We start from the raw sequence: 17,046 nt of genomic DNA, 5'->3' as shown, positions 1-17,046 counted from the left end.
GGGACCCACAACTTCCGTGTCCCCTCAGGAAGTTGAGTCTGCTGGGACGGCGGAGACCTGTCGTTGGCGTGGCGCGCACTGTTTCTGCGCAGGGAGCGCACCCGCGCGAATGCCTGTCGGCGTGATGCCGTACGCGGCACGGAACGCCCGGCTGAAGTCGGCCGGCCGGTCGAAACCCCAGCGCGCCCCGATGGTGTGGACGGGCAGATGACGCAGCGCCGGGTCGGTCAGGTCGCGTCGGCACCGCTCCAGCCGCTGGGCCTTGATCCAGGCGGCGACGGTCAGCTCCTGCCCCTGGAAGAGCCGGTGCAGATAGCGGGTGGAGATGTGGTGCGCGGCGGCGACCTGGTCCGGCGTAACCCGCCGGTCGTCGAGGTGGTCCAGGATGTACAGCTGGATCCGGCGCAGCAGAACCGGGGCTGCCGGGCCCTCGTCGGCGCCGAGCCGGTGGTCGAGCAGGGCCCGCGCCAGCTCGGTCACCGCCGAGGCCAGTCGCAGTTCGTCGATCGGCCCGTACGGCGTCCCGTCCCGCGCAAGGCCGGACAGGAACTCCGCTACCAGCAGGGCGAGTTGTTCACGACCCGGCAACTCCCGCGCGACCAGTCCCCCCAGGCCGTCCCGCTCCGCCCACGGCAGGTGCGCGGTGACCACCGTGTTCCGCGGTCGGGTCAGGTGCAGGCGGAACGGCCGATCCGTGTCGAGCAGTACCGGGCCGCGGGCCCCGACCCGCACGCTCCGCCCTGCCTGTTCGAGCACCGCCTCGCCGCCCGGCACCAGGACGAGGTGGTACCGGGCCGCGCGTGCCCCGCCCGGCCCGGGCGTCCCCCGTATCTCCGCGGCCGGGCAGTCCACCGCGGACACCCGTACGACGCCCAGCTGCCGCGCCCGCACGGTCGCGCGGAACCCCTGGTCGGCTGAGACGCCGACCGGCCCGTACAGCCCGCTCAGCACCTCGGCCCATGCCGTGACGCCCCGGACCGCCCTGTCCTCGCGGATGGCCGGGTGCGCTGACTCCGTCGCCCCGGCGGCGCCCGCCGGTCTCCCCCTGAATGACTGAGTACGCATGAGGTCAGGGTGACGAACGCACATAAACGTCCGATGGATGCGCACAGAAACGCCTGGATGCGCACAGAATCGCCCGGCCGGAGGACCGGCCGGGCGATTCCACTCCCTGTCCTACAGGAACGAGTTGATCTCGATCGTCTCGTCCCGGCCCGGACCCACGCCGATCGCGGAGATCGGCGCGCCGGACATCTCCTCGAGCGCCTTGACGTACGCCTGGGCGTTCTTCGGGAGGTCGGAGAAGGACTTGGCCTTGCTGATGTCCTCGCTCCAGCCCGGCAGCATCTCGTAGACCGGCTTCGCGTGGTGGAAGTCCGTCTGGGAGTACGGGAGTTCCTCGACGCGCTTGCCGTCGATCTCGTACGCCACGCAGACCGGGATCTCCTCCCAGCCGGTCAGGACGTCCAGCTTGGTGAGGAAGAAGTCGGTCAGGCCGTTCACGCGGGTCGCGTAGCGGGCGATGACCGCGTCGAACCAGCCGCAGCGACGGTCACGGCCGGTCGTCACACCCCGCTCGCCGCCGATGCGGCGCAGCGCCTCGCCGTCCTCGTCGAACAGCTCCGTCGGGAACGGGCCGGCGCCGACGCGGGTCGTGTACGCCTTGAGGATGCCGATCACGCGGCTGATCTTCGTCGGGCCCACGCCCGCGCCCGTGCAGGCGCCGCCCGCGGTCGGGTTGCTGGACGTGACGAAGGGGTAGGTCCCGTGGTCGATGTCGAGGAGCGTGCCCTGGCCGCCCTCGAAGAGGACCACCTTGTCGTCCTCCAGCGCCTGGTTGAGGACCAGGACCGTGTCGGCGACGTACGGCTTGATCTTCTCTGCGTAGCCCAGCAGCTCCTCGACGACCTGCTCGGCGGCGATCGCGCGCCGGTTGTAGAGCTTGGTGAGGATCTGGTTCTTGGCGTCGAGGGCCGCCTCGACCTTCTGGGTCAGGATCGACTCGTCGTACAGGTCCTGCACGCGGATACCGACGCGGTTGATCTTGTCGGCGTAGGTCGGGCCGATGCCGCGACCGGTGGTGCCGATCTTCCGCTTGCCGAGGAAGCGTTCCGTCACCTTGTCGACCGTCACGTTGTACGGCGTGATGATGTGCGCGTTTCCGCTGATGAGGAGCTTGGACGTGTCGACGCCGCGCTCGTTCAGACCGCTCAGCTCGGAGAGCAGGACCGACGGGTCGACGACGACACCGTTGCCGATGACCGGGGTGCACCCCGGGGACAGGATTCCGGAAGGGAGCAGGTGGAGGGCGTACTTCTGATCACCCACGACTACCGTGTGGCCGGCGTTGTTGCCGCCTTGGTAGCGCACCACATAGTCGACGGAGCCGCCTAGCAGGTCCGTCGCCTTTCCCTTGCCTTCGTCACCCCACTGAGCACCGAGCAGCACAAGTGCGGGCACGCGCGTACACCCCTTCCGGGCGGGGCATGTCCAAGGTCAGGGGTGTACACGGAGGGTCTCCGCCGTGTAGACCACGACAGGTCGCGGCCGTCGTTGGCCGTGAACCGTCGGACCGGATGGCCCCGGAATAGACGAAGCCCCTGGCGCAATAGCGCAAGGGGCTCTTGCACAAAGATGCTACCCGAGGAAGCGAGGCATGGCCGAGGTGGCGACTTTCGCGATGTCCGATCAGCTGCTGGTGGTGATCGATCCGGCTGCCCGGCGGACGGACGGGGAGTCCGTCAGGATCGCGAAAGACGTGCTCAGCGCGGGTGCGGCGACGAAAGTGTGCTTGCCGGAGGGGCCGGAGGAATTTGCCCGGGCACTGGCTCGGCGCGGGTCGCGGCGGCCCGTGGTCGTCGGTGACGACCGGGCGCTGATGCGGGCCGTGTCGGTGCTGCACCGGCAGCGGCAGCTGGCCGAATGCCTGCTGTCGGTGGTGCCGGTCGGGGCCGCGCTGTCGCTGGCCGGATCCCTGGGGGTGCCGACGGGGGCGGTGGCGGCGGCCCGGGCGGTGCTGGACGGCAGGGAGCGGCGGCTGGATCTGCTCGTCGACGACAGTGACGGAGTGGTGCTGGGTGCCCTGCGGATCCCGCCGATACGGGACCCGGCCGAGCCGACCGGGACGAACGGGGCGAGCGGCGTGAACGGGGCGACGGCGGTGGGGCCGGTCGCGGGGCGGCCTTGGTTGCGGACGTGTCAGTCGCTCGTCCGGACGCTGGTGCCGGCGCGGGGCGCAGCCGATGCCGAATCCGGGCCGTCGCGACTGCGGGTCGAGGTCGACGGAACGACGCTGGTGGACCTCGACCAGCCGGTGGAGGCGGTGTCGGTGGCGCCGGGGTTCGCCGGTGTGGCCGAGGTGGAGGTACGGCCGGCCTCGGTGGGGGCGGAGGCCTCGCCGCTGCGGGCCGAGGGGCGGACGGTGACCGTGTCGGGTGCGCACTTCCGGTACCGGGCGGACGCGGTGGTGTCGGGGCCGGTACGCAGGAAGACGTGGACCGTGGGGGAGGGCGGGCTGCGGCTGGTGCTGCCGGGGCGGTGAGCGGGGCGAGGCCGGTCAGGGGGGCGAGGCCGGTGAGCGGGAAATCCCGGGCGCCTGGGGTGCGGGTCCCGTTACGCTGACCGCCGTCGATCATGGGGGCCGCGGTGAGCCAGTACTTCGACATCGGGGACGAGACCCTGTGGAACCCGTCCAACGGGGCGGCCCGGCTGTTCCTGCGCTGTGTGCGCCTGTACGAGGAGGAGCTGGGCGTCCCCTCGGGCTTCGGGGCGATGGAGAACGACGAGTGCGCGATCGACCCGCGGGTCTTCGAGTCGTTCGTGAACACCCTGCTGCTCTGGCACGCCGGCAGGTCGCACCGAGTGATCGACGCCCTGTCGCGCGGGTTCACCGCCACCGTCCTGGTGCTCGCCGAGCGCGCCCGTATCGAGGTGCGGTGGCCGGAGCCGTCGCCCGGCCCCGAGGGCCGGTCGGACGTGCAGGTGCCGATGCCCGATCAGCGGACCCGGTGGGACACCCTGCGCGAGTCGGCCGCCGCCCTGTCCCGCAGCATGCCGGTCTGAGCCACGCCGAGCGCGTCAGCCCTGGCCGAAGGTCTGCTCGCGATGGACCCGCCAGCGCTCCATCATGGCCGCGATCTCGTCCTCGATGAACTCGAAGAAGGCGAGCGTCTCGGCCAGGCGGCGGCCCGCCGGGGTGTCGGCGCCGAGGCTGCTCACGCCCTCGCGCAGGGCGCTCTCCCACCGCTTGAGGACGGCCTCGCGGTTGGTCAGCGCCTCGTACCACTGGTCGCCGTGCACCCGGTAGCGCTCCCGGCGCGAGCCGGGCTCCCGCTCGCGCGACACCATGTGCGTCTGGGCCAGGTAACGCACCGCGCCGGAGACCGCCGCGGGGCTGATCTGCAACTGTTCGCCCAGTTCGGCGGAGGTCAGCACGCCCTTGTCGGAGGCGAGGAGCGCGGCGAAGACGCGGGCTGCCATGCGCTGCATCCCGGCCTCCACGAGCTGCGCCGCGAAGGACTCCACGAACTTCGACACGGACTCCGCGTCGCGGCCGGCCCCGGCTGATTCCGTCATGCCGCCATCCTATCGGGCCTTTATACGTTTCCTTAACTTCACAAATTTCTGAATGAAGCGTACGTTCTGAACCATGACGAAGGCCGACCTCGCCATCGAGGTATCCGGACTGCACAAGTCGTTCGGCAAGACGCACGCGCTCGCCGGCCTCGACCTGGACGTCGAGACCGGCGAGGTCCACGGCTTCCTCGGCCCCAACGGCGCCGGCAAGTCCACCACCATCCGCGTCCTGCTCGGCCTGCTGCGCGCCGACGCGGGGACCGCGCGGGTGCTGGGCCGCGACCCCTGGACCGACGCGGTGGAGGTGCACCGCCACATCGCCTACGTGCCGGGGGACGTGACCCTGTGGCGGAACCTGTCCGGCGGTGAGGTCATCGACCTCTACGGCCGTCTCCGCGGCGGCCTCGACACACGACGCCGGGCCGAGCTGATCGAGCGGTTCGAGCTGGACCCGACCAAGAAGGGCCGCACCTACTCCAAGGGCAACCGGCAGAAGGTCGCCCTCGTCGCCGCGTTCGCCTCGGACGTGGACCTGCTGATCCTCGACGAGCCGACCTCGGGCCTGGACCCGCTGATGGAGGAGGTCTTCCAGCGCTGTGTCGAGGAGGAGCGCGAACGCGGCCGTACGGTCCTGCTCTCCTCGCACATCCTCAGCGAGGTCGAGGAGCTCTGCGACCGGGTCAGCATCATCCGCAAGGGCCGCACCGTCGAGAGCGGTTCGCTCGCCGACCTGCGCCATCTGACGCGCACGAGCGTCACGGCCGAACTCGCCGGTCCGCCCAACGGGCTGTCCCGTCTGCCGGGCGTCCACGACCTCGCCATTCAGCCCATGGAGAGGGGCCAAGGCCGTCGGGTCCGGCTCCAGGTCGACACCGACCAACTCGACGCCGTACTGCGCTCGCTCAGCGAGTCCGGCGTGCGGTCGCTGACGTCGACGCCGCCGACGCTGGAGGAGCTGTTCCTGCGGCACTACCAGGCCGACCAGCCCGAGCAGGCCGACGTGAGCGAGGTGGCCCGATGACCGCCACGACTTTCGGGGTACGGCCGTCCGGCTCGCGCCAACTGGCAGGCACCGGCACGCTGTTGCGCTTCGCCCTGCGCCGCGACCGGGTGATGATCCCGGTCTGGGTGGCGGTGAACGCGCTGATGATCCTCTCCATGCCGAACACGCTGGAGAACCTGTACGCCACCCCCGCCGAACGCGCCGACCTCGTCCAGAACACCGCCGCCAACGCCTCCTTCCGCGCGCTGATCGGCCCGGCCTTCGACGACTCGATCGGCGCCCTGACGGCCTGGCGCGTCGGCGTCTACGCGGGCGCGCTCGCGGCCGTCCTGAGCCTGCTCCTCGTCATACGGCACACCCGGGACGAGGAGGAGAGCGGCCGTCAGGAGCTGGTGGCGTCCGGGATGGTGGGGCGCCGGGCCTCCCTGACGGCGGCGCTGCTGACCGCGGGGGTCGCGAACGCCGTACTGGCCCTCCTGGTCACGGTCGGGCTGTCCGCCCAGGGCGCCTCCGGGGCATTGGCCCTCGGGCTCGGGCTCGCGGGGGTCGGCATGGTCTTCGCGACGCTGGCGGCGATCGTCGCCCAGTTCACGGAGAGCGCCCGGCTGGCACGGGGGCTGACGGCGGGGCTGGTGGGCGCGGCGTTCGTGCTGCGCGCGGCGGGCGACTCGGCTGCGGCCGACGGTTCATCGGTGCTGACGTGGGTGTCGCCGCTGGGCTGGCTGGAGAATCTGCGGGCCTTCGCGGGCGAGCGGTGGTGGGTGCTGCTGCTGTTCGCGGCGGCGGCCGTGGTGCAGGGCGTGGTGGCGTACGGACTCGCCGGGCGCCGGGACGTGGGCATGAGCTTCCTGCCCGCCCGGCCGGGTCCTGCCGACGGCCGCCTCGGCACGGCGGGCGCGCTGGCCTGGCGGCTGCAGCGCGGCAGCGTGCTCGGCTGGTCGATCGGCTTCTTCCTGGCCGGGGTCATCTACGGCGGGCTGACGGACGGGGTGGCCGACCTGGTCGGCGACAACGACAACGCCCGCGAGATCTTCCGGCGGATGGGCGGGCAGTCCGGCATCACGGACGCGTTCCTCGCCTCGATGGTGGGGATGCTGGGCCTGATCGCCGCGCTGTATGTGGTGGCGTCGGTGCTGCGCCTGCACGGGGAGGAGACCTCGATGCGGGCGGAACCGATCCTCGCGAACGCGGTGGGGCGGCTGCGGTGGGCCGCCGGTCACCTGGCGATCGCCTTCACCGGGTCCGCGCTGATCATGCTGCTCGCGGGTCTGGGCTTCGCCGTCGGCCACGGCAAGGAGGTCGGCCCGATCCTGGGCGCCTGCCTGGTGCAGCTCCCCGCGGTGTGGGTCGTCGGCGGGCTGGCGGTCCTGCTCTACGGCGTCCTGCCGCGCGCGGCGATGGCGGCGTGGGGTGTGGCCGGGGCTGTGCTGCTGATCGGCTGGGTGGGGCCTGCGCTCGATGTTCCGCAGGCGGTGCTGGATCTGTCGCCGTTCGGGCACTTGCCGAAGCTGCCGGGCGGGGGGATGGAGTGGGGGCCGGTGCTGGTCTTGATGGGGCTGGCGGTGGCCCTGACCGCCGGGGGGCTGGCGGGGGTGCGGCGGCGGGACATGTCGACGTGAGGGGCGGCTCAGTCGACGTACTGCTTGAGTTCCTCGGTGTCGAGCTCGATGCCGACGGGATCTGGGAGGGTGACCTTGCCGCCAAGCCTGACCACATGGATGTCCCGGTATCCATCCTCCAGGTCCGGATCGCTGTGCACGAGGATGGACAGGTTGTCCCGGTCGATCAGCAGATAGACCGGGATACCCGCCTCGGCATACGCCCGAGGCTTCTCGACCCGGTCGCGCTTATGGGTGTCCGAGTCGTAGGACGTGATTTCGACCGCCATAAGCACGCCCCGGGGGTCGGCCCACTCCCCCTGGCCCACGAAGTGATCAACAGGGGCGAGAACCCCATCAGGCCGGGCCCGGCCCTTGCGGTAGGCCTCCACCTTGAGCCCTTGCAAAGGGTTGAGGTCCAAGTCGGGCCGGGCACGCATGCACTGACGGATCAGCCACATGGTGATCGTGTTGTGGTTGCCGTTCGTCACTTTCTTGAGCCCGATCCGTCCGTCGATGAACTCGAACCTGACGGTCTCGTCCTCCCTCTCGGCGAACTCGGCGATCCGCTCGAACATGTCCACAGACAACTGAGACGACGCACGCTCTGCCATGACCGTCATGGTGCCTCCCTTCGCAGGCAGGCACCAGCTTGACGAGCCGTCGACGACCATGAACCGGGGTTCGCTCAGCGATCATCCGAACGACTGATCACCCCACCTCGACGCGCAACCCCTCCAACCCCCGGATCACAAAGTTCGGCTTCCGCTCCGGCTCCGCCGCCAACCGCAACGTCGGCGCCTGCTCCAGCAACGCCGTCATCGACGCCGCCAGCTCGATGCGGGCCAGCGGAGCGCCGATGCAGTAGTGGATGCCGGCGCTGAAGGAGACGTGCGGGTTCTCCTTGCGGGTGAGGTCCAGGCGGTCGGGGTCGGCGAAGACCTCGGGGTCGTGGTTCGCGGAGCCGAAGAGCATCGCGATCTCCGCGCCCCGCGGGATCACCGTGCCGTCGATCTCGATCTCGTCCAGGACCCAGCGTTCGAAGAGCTGGAGCGGGGTGTCGTAGCGCATCAGCTCCTCGATCGCCGAGGGGATCAGGGAGTGGTCGGCGCGCAGGGCCGCCAGCTGGTCGGGGTTGCGGAACAGGGCCCACCAACCGTTGACCGTGGCGTTCACCGTGGCCTCGTGGCCGGCGTTGAGGAGGAGGACCGCCGTCGAGATCATCTCCTGCTCGGTCAGGCGGTCGCCCTCGTCGTACGCCTCGATCAACCCGGAGATCAGGTCGTCGCCGGGCTCCTCGCGGCGGGCCGCGATCAGCTCACGGAGGTACTCCGAGAACTCGACCGAGGCACGGACCGCCTTGGTCGCCGTCTCCTTCGACGGGTTCAGCTCGTACATCCCGCAGATGTCCGCCGACCAGGGCCGCAGCTGCGCCCGGTCCGACTCGGGGATGCCCAGCATCTCGGCGATCACCGCGACCGGCAGCGGCTCCGCCACATCGGTCAGCAGGTCGCCGCCGCCCTTCTCGACCAGCGCCGCCACCAGGTCACCGGCCAGCTCGCGCACATACGGCTTCAGCCGCTCCACCGTGCGCGGAGTGAACGCCTTCGACACCAGCCGGCGGATCCGGGTGTGGTCCGGCGGCTCAAGGTCGAGCATCCCGTGGTCGTTGAGGACGTGGAACGGCTCGTGCTCCGGCGGCGGAGCCGTCCGCCCGAAGTCCTCGTGCGTGAACCGGTGCTGGTAGGTGCGGCCGAGGCGGCGGTCGCGCAGCAGCGCCGAGACGTCCGCGTGGTGTGGCACCAGCCACTGGTTCGTGGGCTCGAACCAGTGCACCCGGCCCCGGGACCGCAGTTCGGCGTAGGCGGGGTACGGGTCGGCCAGGAACGCCGGGTCCCACGGGTCGAAGGCGAAGGGGGAAGGAGCTGCCATGACCGGACGTTAGCCCGGCCTCCCCCTCCCTGACCAGGGGTGTCGGTTCGGCGGGTGTCGGCTCAGCCCGGCGTGACCAGCCGCGCCTCGTACGCGAACACCGCCGCCTGGGTACGGTCCCGCAGGCCCAGCTTCACCAGGATCCGGCTGACGTGGGTCTTGATCGTCGACTCGGCGACCACCAGCCGCTCGGCGATCTCCGCGTTCGACAGGCCCTGCGCGATCAGCACCAGCACCTCCGTCTCCCGCTCGGTCAGCTCCCCGTACGCCGCGTGTGCGGAGGACATCAGGCGCGGGGAGTCGGACAGCTTGGAGAACTCCGTGATCAGGCGCCGGGTGACGGAGGGGGCGAGGAGGGCCTCGCCGGCCGCCACCACCCTTACCCCGTCGGCGAGTTGGCGGGCCGAGGCGTCCTTGAGCAGGAAGCCCGAGGCTCCCGCGCGCAGCGCCTGGTACACGTACTCGTCGAGGTCGAAGGTGGTCAGCACCAGCACCTTGGACGTGCTGTCGGCCGCGACGATCTCCCGGGTGGCCTCGATGCCGTTCAGCTCCGGCATGCGGATGTCCATCAGCACGACGTCGGGGGAGAGTTCACGGACCCGGTCCACCGCCTCGCGTCCGTTGACCGCCTCGCCGACGACCTCGATGTCCGGCATCGCGTTCAGCAGGACCGAGAAGCCCTCGCGGACCATCATCTGATCGTCCGCGATCAGTACGCGGATGGTCATGAGCCGTCCTCCGCCGTCGTGGTGACCGGCAGGAACACGGCCACCTCATAGCCGCCGTCCTCCATCCGGCCCGCCGTCATCTCGCCGCCCAGCATGCTGACCCGCTCCCGCATCCCGGTGATGCCGTGCCCCGCACCCGGTGAGGGCTTCAGCAGGGCCGACGCGGGCGGCGGGCCGTTGACTATGCGCAGGCCCAGACCGCCGAGGACATAGCCGATCTCGACTCGGGCGCTCGCGCCGGGCGCGTGGCGCAGGCTGTTGCTCAGTGCCTCCTGCACGATGCGGTACGCCGACAGCTCGACGCCCTGCGGGAGTGCGCGCACCGCCCCGGTCACCGTCTTCTCGACGTCCAGGCCCGCGTCCCGCACATTGGCCAGCAGCGCGTCCAGGTCGGCGAGGGTGGGCTGCGGGGCGTCCGGGGCCTCGTAGTCCTCGGCGCGGACGACGCCCAGGATGCGGCGCAGTTCGGTGAGCGCCGCCACCGCGTTCTCCCGGATGGTGACGAAGGCCCGCTCCAGCTCCGGCGGCGGGTTCTCCACCCGGTAGGGGGCGGCCTCCGCCTGGATGGCGACGACCGACATGTGGTGGGCGACCACGTCGTGCAGCTCGCGGGCGATCGTCGTGCGCTCCTCCAGCAGGGTGCGCCTGGAGCGCTCCTGCGCGGTCACGGTCTGCTGGGCGGTGACCTCCTGCCTCGCTTCCCGGCGTATGTGCCACAGGGCGACGCAGAGCAGGATCATCGCGGAGATGACCATCATGGGTCCGGTGTTCGCGCCGTAGTAGCCCGGGCCTATACCGGCCCCCGCGGCCAGCCCGTACGCCCCCGTCACCAGCCACATCCACAGGGCCGTACGCGGCCGGGTGCGCATGGCCACGACCGTCAGCACCGTCAAATGGCAGGCGAGGGCGCCGGGCACCCACGGCCACTCGCCCACGCTGTGGCCGAGCACACCCGTGAATGGCGTGGCGGCCATGGACAGCCAGAAGGCTCCTACGGGCCGCACCATGGTCAGCAGCACAGGGATCACACAGAGCGGACCGAGCAGCAGGGCCGAGCCACTGGAGTCGACCGTGGCGAACATCAGCGTGAACATGGCGGCCACGCCGATCAGGGCGTGCGGGGTCCAGGACGCGTGCTCCCGCAGGCGCGCCGGCAGCCGCCTGGTCAGCGGGCCGTCGACCCGCATGCGGGGCAGCGGACGGTAGGCGAAGGCGTCGTGGATCAGGTCCTGGCGCAGCCCGCGCAGGGCCTCGGAGGCCATCCGGAACTCCGGGCTGCGCGGCTTGGCCCTGTCCACCGGCGGCTGGGTCTGCGGGTGAGTCGTCTCGGTCACGTACAGAACGGTAGGCGCAGGGCCCTGTAGCGGTCGTCCCCAGTGAGAGGGGTTCCGGCGGATCCATCTCAGGTACTACGGGTATCCCCGCTGGTCGCGCCCGGTGCGGGACCCGCCGGGACCCGCGCTCAATACCCGGCGGGCCGCACCAGTCCCGACTCGTAGGCGAACACCGCCGCCTGCGTCCGGTCCCGCAGCCCCAGCTTCACCAGGATCCGGCCCACGTGGGTCTTCACGGTCTGCTCGGCCACGACGAGGCGTTCGGCGATCTCCGCGTTCGACAGGCCCTGGGCGATCAGCGCGAGGACCTCCGTCTCGCGCTCGGTCAGATCGCCGACGCGCTCCTTGAGCGGGGCGCGGGGCCGGTTGTCCAGGCGGGAGAACTCGGTGATCAGCCGGCGGGTGATGCCCGGCGCGAGCAGCGCGTCGCCGGCCGCCACGACACGTACCGCCTCGGCCAGCTGGTCGGCGGAGGCGTCCTTGAGGAGGAAGCCGGAGGCTCCCGCACGCAGCGCCTCGTACACGTACTCGTCGAGGTCGAAGGTGGTCAGCACCAGCACCTTGATCTGCGGGAACTCGGTGGTGATGCGGCGGGTGGCCTCGATGCCGCCGAGTTCGGGCATGCGGATGTCCATCAGGACGACGTCGGGGACGAGCTCGGCGACCTTCGCGACCGCGTCCAGCCCGTCGACCGCCTGGCCGATCACATCGATGTCGGGCTTGGTGTTGAGCAGCACGGTGAACCCCTGCCGGACCATCTGCTGGTCGTCGGCGATGACTACACGGATGGGGCTGCTCGTCATGGGGTCGGTTCTCCTGTCAGGGGTGGGCGGTCGGCGAGGTGTCGCCCCGCGGGAGGAAGGCCGAGACCGCGAAACCGCCGTGCTGGGTGGGGGCCGCGGTGAGATGGCCGCCGAGCATAGCCGCCCGCTCACGCATGCCGAGCAGTCCGTGACCCGCGCCCGGGGAACGTGGAACGGTTCGCTGGGGACGGGAGTTGACCACACCCAGATGCAGGCCGTGGAAGTCGTGCGAGATCTCGACGCGCACTTCCGAACCCGGCGCGTGCCGCAGGGCGTTGCTGAGCGCCTCCTGGATGATCCGGTACGCGGACAGCTCCACGCCCGTGGGGTACGAGAGGGCCTCGCCCCTGATGTCGGTGACGACGTCCAGTCCGGCGGCGCGGGTGTTGTCGATGAGTGCGTCGAGCCGGTCGAGCATGGGCTGGGGGGCGTCGGGGGCGGCTGCGCTGCCGGGTTCGCCGAGACCGTAGGGGTCTTCCCCGTTCTCGGGGTTCTCGGAGCGCAGGACGCCCAGCACGCGGCGCAGTTCGGTGAGCGCGTCCAAGGCGTTCTGCCGGATGCCGGCGAGGTTCTCCTTCAGCTCGTCGGGCGGGTTCTCGACGAGGTGGGGGGCGACCTGGGCCTGGATGGAGATCACCGACATGTGGTGGGCGACCACGTCGTGCAGCTCGCGTGCGATACGGCTGCGCTCCTCCAGCAGGGTGCGCCGGGCCCGCTCCTCGGCGGTGATCGTGGTCTGCTGCATCAGCTCCGCGCGCGCCTCGCGGCGGCCGCGCAGCGCCATGCCGAGCACCACGACGACCGTGAACAGGACGATCGCGAGCACTCCGGTGGGCTGGTAGTCGCGCGCCCCCCACAGCCCCTGGATGACGTAGGCGGCGAGCGCGGTCAGCGCCAGCGCCTCGAAGGACACACGGCTGCGTACGCGCAGGGCGAGCAGCAGCAGCACGGCCATCTGACCGATGATCCCGGCCGCGGTCCAGGGCCAGACGAAGTCGTGCGCGCCACCGGCCAGCAGTTGACGACGCACCTCGACGGCACCCACCACCGTGGCCGCCATCGACAGCCACCACCCGGGGACCGGCCGCCACAGCGCGAGGACCACCGCACCGCCCTGCGCGAGCCCGATCAGGGTGGCGATCTGACCGCCCACCCCGCCGTTGTCCATCAGTTGTGCCACCGCGCCGATGGTGACGCCGAACGCGACGAGGCACAGCAGGCCGTGCGGCAGCCAGCGCAGCCACGTGGAGGGGGGCAGCGGATCCGGCTGGGTGGTCCACAGGTCGTCGCGCAGTACTCGCAGCCAGCGCCGGACTCGACTCGTCGAATCCCGCCCATTCCCCGCCTCCGTCACAGGGTCAACCCTAGGCATGGTGCTGTGCCTCCGCTTCGGTGCCGTGAGCGGCCGGCTGGGATCGGATCACCCGGGACGGGCGGCCGGTCGGACGCCGCGGGCCCTGTTCGTAGGTGCGGAACGTGGTCCAGCACAGCGCCAGGACCAGGGTGAACAGCGGGAGCCAAGCCAGACGGGCCGCCACCCAGCCCAGGTGGTCGGGAACGGTGTGCAGGCCGGGGAGCCGGCCCGCCATCAGGCCCGTGGCCGTGGTCGCCATCAGGGCGGTCTGGTGCCAGAGGAAGATCGTCATCGCCGAGAGGTTGAGCAGGGCCACCGCCGCCCAGGCCAGGGGGCGGCGCATCGTGCGGCGCAGCGGCCCGCGCAGGAGCAGGGCCAGACCGCACTGGGCCAGGCCGAACGTGACGGCGGCCAGCGTGGGCGGGTTGAGGTTGGAGATCGCGGCGCCGGGGACGCCGACCATGGACGCCGGGTAGCCCGCCCAGGCGACCAGTGCGGCCGTCGCCGCCGCGCCGCCCGTCAGCAGGATCCAGCCCGCGCGCAGGCGCTCCAGCTCGCCCCGGGTCCAGGCCGCGCCCAGGGTGTACGGCACCAGCCAGCCGGCCGCCACGTTCACCCAGCCGAGCCAGGCCGGGCCGCCCAGGCCGAAGCGGAGCAGGTCCACATGGAGGACGATCGCGAGGGGCCAGAGCGGGTTGAGCCGGAGGAGCAGGGGCGTCGCCGCCGTCAGCGCGGCGAAGAGCAGGAGGAACCACAGAGGGGACAGGGCCAGCTTGACCAGGGTGTGGATGGTGTCGGCGTCCGTGCCGGAGACGAGCAGCAGGACCGATGCCACCGTCCACAGGGTGAGGACCGCCGCCACCGGTTTGAACAGGCGGGACAACCGGGACGTCAGCCACTGTCCGTACGTCACGCCGCGCGCTCGGGCCGAGGTGTAGCCGCGGGTGGCCACATGGCCGCCGACCAGGAAGAACACGGCGAGGGTCTGGAAGGCCCAGGAGATGGGGGCCAGCCAGGGCAGGTAGTGGAGCGGGCTCGCGGTGCGCAGGCCGGTCCCGCCGTCCGCGACCAGGGCCGTCACCAGCCAGTGGCCGAGGACGACACCGAGGATGGCGAAGGCCCGCAGGGCGTCGACGGCCCGGTCCCGGTCGGCGGGGGTGACGGCGTCGACACGGGCGGCGCCCCGGCGTATGCCCTGCCACGCGCCGCGCAGGCGCCCTTCGGCGCGAGGGTCGGCCACGGGATCGGCCACGGGCTTTTCCGCGGGCTCGACGAAAAGCTCGGCCGAGGACTCAGCCATGGCTCACCTCCGAGGTCTCGCCCAGGACGATGCGGGCCAGGTTCGCCAGGGACGTCGAGCCCGGCCGGAAGTAGTCGCTGTGGCCGCCGTCGCCCGCCGCGAAGACCCGGGCGCCGAAGGACGGGGACACCGGGTCGGTGCCGAAGCCGACGACCGTGCCGAACAGGTCGAGCCTGACGTGCGGCACCTCAGCCACCCAGTCGTCGCTGCCGCGGGCCGCCCAGACGCGGGCCGGCGTGCGCAGGGCCGCCGCGGTGTCCGCGCCGGTGCCGGGGCTGCCGACCAGGGCGATGTCGTCCACGTCCAGGTGGGAGGCCGCACGGCCGCAGACCACCGAGCCGTAGGAGTGGCAGACCAGGGAGATGTGCGGCTTCCTGCCGGCCGGCCAGTACGCCCCGCCGTCGTACGGCCTGCCGTCGGTGTTCGACGCGCGGTGGCCCTTGACCGACGAGCGGTCCGCGACGGCACGCAGCTGCCGTATGAACTCCCGCAGCTTCGGGGCGGCCTCCTCGGCTCGGCCCGCCGTCGTGACCGTGGTGCTGACCGTGGCCGGGGTTTCGTAGCCGAGCCAGGCGACCACCGCGGTGCCGGTGCCCTGCGGGGCCTCCCGGGTGAGGCGTTCGTACAGGGCCCGGGCGGCGTCGCGGAAACGGTCGTAGGTGTCGAGGGATGTGTCGGAGCCCGGGACCAGGACCGCGATGCGGTCGGCGTGGGCCAGGTCGCCGAAGACCTCTGTCGCGAGGCCGGGGCCGCGGCCGTCGAAGGAGAGGAAGTGACGGGACGGGTCGGCCATCTCGCGGTCCGCGGCGGCCCGTTCGCGGTTGCCGTGCGCCGCGGCCATGCTGGAGGCCTCGGCGGCGTTGGCACGGTTGGCCGCGTACGTCTCGTCCAGGGTCGCCGCCGTCACCGGCGCGAGGGCGGCCGGGGCCGGTGCGGGGATCTCGGGGCGGGCGGCACCGGACAGCGGGACGACCACGGCACCGGTGATCAGCGTGGCGAGCAGAGCTCGGCGCCATCTGTGAGTACGGGGAGCCTTCTTCGTCGGCTCGCTCGTCTGCCTCGGCTCGCTCGTCTGCCTCGGCTCGCTCGCCCCGGCTGCGCCGACCCCCTCGGTAGGCCCCGTGGTACGCCCCGCGGTCCGCCCCATGGTCGTCTTCCCTTCCAGTCCGCCCGGCCATCGGGCTTGTCTGGATGGGAAATTACGGATCCGGCCTCGTCACCCGCGTCCCGCCAGGGAGCTCACCTGCGACGTAGCTCTCAGGTATTACGGGTATGAAGGGGTCTCCCCCGGGAGGAGCCCCGCCTCACCACGCCAACTGCGCGATCTCCTCCACCACCACCGCACACGCGTCCGCCGCCGGATCGATCAGCGGAAAGTGCCCGACGTCCTACAGCAGCGTAAGACCGACCACCTCCCCCGCCTTCGCCGCCGCGTCCGCGTACGACTCGGCGACGGCCTGCGGGACGACGACATCCGTACGCCCCTGGACGAGCGTCGTGGCGATGCCGGTCGGGAGCAGGAGCGCGGGATCGGCGTAGGGCTGACGCTCGGCGAACTCCACCGCTCCGCCCAGGAGTTGCCGCGCGGCACCCCCGCAGACGTCCAGCTTGTCGGCGACCGTGAAGTCGGCGATCGGGGCCAGGGCGACCACACCGCGCAGGGGGGCGGGGCGGTCCGTGCGCCAGGAGGCGTCCGCGGGCAGGAGATGACGGGCCGCCGCCCAGAGGGCCAGGTGGCCGCCGGCCGAGTGACCGGTGAGCACCATGCGGCGCGGGTCGGCCTGCGGGAGCATCTCCCGTACGAGCGCGGGCAGCGCGTCGAGCGCGGCGGCCACGTCGTCGAAGGTGTCCGGCCACCGCCCGGCGACCGGCCCGCCCCCCACACCGTCCGCGCCCTCCGAACCCTGCGCGCTCGCGGCGCCCTCCCCGCCCCGCCGATACTCCACATTGGCCACGGCGAACCCCCGCCGAGCCATGAAGTCCGCGAACGGCGTGACATGCCGCCGGTCGTACGGAGCCCGCCAAGCCCCGCCGTGCAGCAGAACGACCAGCGGAGCGAGGCCGCCCGGCCCGGCCACGCCGCGCGGCGCGTAGAAGTCGATCACCTGGTCGGGGTGGTCGCCGTACGACGCGATGGCGTCGGGATCGACGGGCGGGTGCGAGAAGGCCGACTCCTCTTCGGCAGCGGCCCGGGCTGCTGCGACGTCGTCCGGCATGCTCCAACCTCTCAGCGATGGAACGGATTTGAACGAAAGGGGGTGGCGGACCAGGTTGGGAATTCGGCGCGCTGGCGGGGACGGTATCAGGCTGGTGACGTGCGCGAACACAGGGATGTCACGCTCGGTGAGGGTTAAATGGTTCTGTCGTTTCGTTACGCTGACCTCACGGACCGCACACAGCTCGCACCGCAGCCCGTACG

At 71.6% G+C, this 17,046-nt stretch carries 15 protein-coding genes and 1 pseudogene; 4 read left to right on the top strand and 12 right to left on the bottom strand.

Annotation, left to right across the window (positions count from 1 at the left end; all coding sequences use genetic code 11):
• Positions 1-24: 24 nt before the first annotated feature.
• Both ACIREI_RS20410 and ACIREI_RS20405 read right to left on the bottom strand, forming a co-directional pair.
• Positions 25-1,065 carry a helix-turn-helix domain-containing protein gene (locus ACIREI_RS20410; RefSeq protein WP_403334558.1) on the bottom strand — a complete coding sequence of 347 codons (1,041 nt, stop codon included), beginning with the start codon at positions 1,063-1,065 and terminating at the stop codon, positions 25-27.
• A 111-nt stretch (positions 1,066-1,176) separates the two neighbouring features.
• Positions 1,177-2,460 (bottom strand): adenylosuccinate synthase, encoded by a 1,284-nt coding sequence (locus tag ACIREI_RS20405; protein ID WP_403334556.1) that lies wholly within the window; start codon positions 2,458-2,460, stop codon positions 1,177-1,179.
• Between the two features lie 196 nt (positions 2,461-2,656).
• Between ACIREI_RS20405 and ACIREI_RS20400 the strand changes: the two genes are divergently transcribed.
• Together ACIREI_RS20400 and ACIREI_RS20395 are read left to right on the top strand one after the other, a co-directional pair.
• Complete coding sequence (locus ACIREI_RS20400) at positions 2,657-3,541, top strand: diacylglycerol kinase family protein (protein ID WP_403334554.1); 885 nt, start codon at positions 2,657-2,659, stop codon at positions 3,539-3,541.
• 104 nt (positions 3,542-3,645) lie between these two features.
• The gene (locus ACIREI_RS20395; RefSeq protein ID WP_403334552.1) at positions 3,646-4,062 is read left to right on the top strand and encodes a DUF6086 family protein; all 417 of its coding nucleotides are present in this window, start codon (positions 3,646-3,648) and stop codon (positions 4,060-4,062) included.
• Positions 4,063-4,077: 15 nt separating this feature from the next.
• Here ACIREI_RS20395 and ACIREI_RS20390 read toward each other — a convergent pair whose 3' ends face one another.
• Positions 4,078-4,575: a GbsR/MarR family transcriptional regulator gene (locus ACIREI_RS20390; protein ID WP_403334551.1), complete on the bottom strand. Its 498-nt coding sequence runs from the start codon at positions 4,573-4,575 to the stop codon at positions 4,078-4,080.
• A 73-nt stretch (positions 4,576-4,648) separates the two neighbouring features.
• Here ACIREI_RS20390 and ACIREI_RS20385 point away from each other — a divergent pair, with 73 nt between their 5' ends.
• Positions 4,649-5,596, top strand: a complete 948-nt coding sequence (locus tag ACIREI_RS20385) for an ATP-binding cassette domain-containing protein (protein ID WP_403334549.1) — start codon at positions 4,649-4,651, stop codon at positions 5,594-5,596.
• Positions 5,593-7,197, top strand: a complete 1,605-nt coding sequence (locus ACIREI_RS20380; RefSeq protein ID WP_403334547.1) for an ABC transporter permease — start codon at positions 5,593-5,595, stop codon at positions 7,195-7,197. Before ACIREI_RS20385 ends, ACIREI_RS20380 begins: the two co-directional genes overlap by 4 nt.
• An 8-nt stretch (positions 7,198-7,205) precedes the next feature.
• Here ACIREI_RS20380 and ACIREI_RS20375 read toward each other — a convergent pair whose 3' ends face one another.
• The 9 genes and pseudogenes from ACIREI_RS20375 to ACIREI_RS20335 all read right to left on the bottom strand — a co-directional run bounded on the left by ACIREI_RS20375 (position 7,206) and on the right by ACIREI_RS20335 (position 16,843).
• The gene (locus tag ACIREI_RS20375; protein ID WP_403335093.1) at positions 7,206-7,799 is read right to left on the bottom strand and encodes a Uma2 family endonuclease; all 594 of its coding nucleotides are present in this window, start codon (positions 7,797-7,799) and stop codon (positions 7,206-7,208) included.
• An 88-nt stretch (positions 7,800-7,887) separates the two neighbouring features.
• Entirely contained in the window at positions 7,888-9,108 is a 1,221-nt protein-coding gene (locus ACIREI_RS20370) for a cytochrome P450 (RefSeq protein WP_403334546.1), read from the bottom strand.
• A 62-nt stretch (positions 9,109-9,170) separates the two neighbouring features.
• Positions 9,171-9,836, bottom strand: a complete 666-nt coding sequence (locus ACIREI_RS20365) for a response regulator (RefSeq protein WP_403334544.1) — start codon at positions 9,834-9,836, stop codon at positions 9,171-9,173.
• Positions 9,833-11,170, bottom strand: a complete 1,338-nt coding sequence (locus ACIREI_RS20360; protein WP_403334542.1) for a sensor histidine kinase — start codon at positions 11,168-11,170, stop codon at positions 9,833-9,835. Before ACIREI_RS20360 ends, ACIREI_RS20365 begins: the two co-directional genes overlap by 4 nt.
• A 128-nt stretch (positions 11,171-11,298) precedes the next feature.
• The gene (locus tag ACIREI_RS20355; RefSeq protein ID WP_403334540.1) at positions 11,299-11,973 is read right to left on the bottom strand and encodes a response regulator; all 675 of its coding nucleotides are present in this window, start codon (positions 11,971-11,973) and stop codon (positions 11,299-11,301) included.
• A 16-nt stretch (positions 11,974-11,989) separates the two neighbouring features.
• Positions 11,990-13,345 (bottom strand): sensor histidine kinase, encoded by a 1,356-nt coding sequence (locus ACIREI_RS20350; protein ID WP_403334538.1) that lies wholly within the window; start codon positions 13,343-13,345, stop codon positions 11,990-11,992.
• Positions 13,338-14,627 carry an acyltransferase gene (locus ACIREI_RS20345; RefSeq protein WP_403334536.1) on the bottom strand — a complete coding sequence of 430 codons (1,290 nt, stop codon included), beginning with the start codon at positions 14,625-14,627 and terminating at the stop codon, positions 13,338-13,340. The genes ACIREI_RS20350 and ACIREI_RS20345 overlap by 8 nt, the downstream gene beginning before the upstream one ends.
• Complete coding sequence (locus tag ACIREI_RS20340) at positions 14,620-15,774, bottom strand: alpha/beta hydrolase (RefSeq protein WP_403334534.1); 1,155 nt, start codon at positions 15,772-15,774, stop codon at positions 14,620-14,622. Before ACIREI_RS20340 ends, ACIREI_RS20345 begins: the two co-directional genes overlap by 8 nt.
• A gap of 157 nt (positions 15,775-15,931) precedes the next feature.
• A pseudogene (locus tag ACIREI_RS20335) lies at positions 15,932-16,843 on the bottom strand (alpha/beta hydrolase).
• Positions 16,844-17,046: the final 203 nt, after the last annotated feature.

This window comes from Streptomyces sp. NPDC093591 (genome assembly GCF_044764885.1).
Lineage (GTDB): Bacteria > Actinomycetota > Actinomycetes > Streptomycetales > Streptomycetaceae > Streptomyces.
The sequence above is the reverse complement of the archived record's forward strand: the minus strand, read 5'-3'. Positions and strand labels throughout refer to the sequence as shown.

Bases quoted from the DNA above. Each gene is read 5' to 3' on its own strand.
- ACIREI_RS20410 (WP_403334558.1), bottom strand. From the start codon at position 1,065: ATGCGTACTCAGTCATTCAGGGGGAGACCGGCGGGCGCCGCCGGGGCG.
- ACIREI_RS20400 (WP_403334554.1), top strand. From the start codon at position 2,657: ATGGCCGAGGTGGCGACTTTCGCGATGTCCGATCAGCTGCTGGTGGTG.
- ACIREI_RS20390 (WP_403334551.1), bottom strand. From the start codon at position 4,575: ATGACGGAATCAGCCGGGGCCGGCCGCGACGCGGAGTCCGTGTCGAAG.
- ACIREI_RS20385 (WP_403334549.1), top strand. From the start codon at position 4,649: ATGACGAAGGCCGACCTCGCCATCGAGGTATCCGGACTGCACAAGTCG.
- ACIREI_RS20380 (WP_403334547.1), top strand. From the start codon at position 5,593: ATGACCGCCACGACTTTCGGGGTACGGCCGTCCGGCTCGCGCCAACTG.
- ACIREI_RS20375 (WP_403335093.1), bottom strand. From the start codon at position 7,799: ATGACGGTCATGGCAGAGCGTGCGTCGTCTCAGTTGTCTGTGGACATG.
- ACIREI_RS20370 (WP_403334546.1), bottom strand. From the start codon at position 9,108: ATGGCAGCTCCTTCCCCCTTCGCCTTCGACCCGTGGGACCCGGCGTTC.
- ACIREI_RS20365 (WP_403334544.1), bottom strand. From the start codon at position 9,836: ATGACCATCCGCGTACTGATCGCGGACGATCAGATGATGGTCCGCGAG.
- ACIREI_RS20355 (WP_403334540.1), bottom strand. From the start codon at position 11,973: ATGACGAGCAGCCCCATCCGTGTAGTCATCGCCGACGACCAGCAGATG.
- ACIREI_RS20350 (WP_403334538.1), bottom strand. From the start codon at position 13,345: ATGCCTAGGGTTGACCCTGTGACGGAGGCGGGGAATGGGCGGGATTCG.
- ACIREI_RS20345 (WP_403334536.1), bottom strand. From the start codon at position 14,627: ATGGCTGAGTCCTCGGCCGAGCTTTTCGTCGAGCCCGCGGAAAAGCCC.
- ACIREI_RS20340 (WP_403334534.1), bottom strand. From the start codon at position 15,774: ATGGGGCGGACCGCGGGGCGTACCACGGGGCCTACCGAGGGGGTCGGC.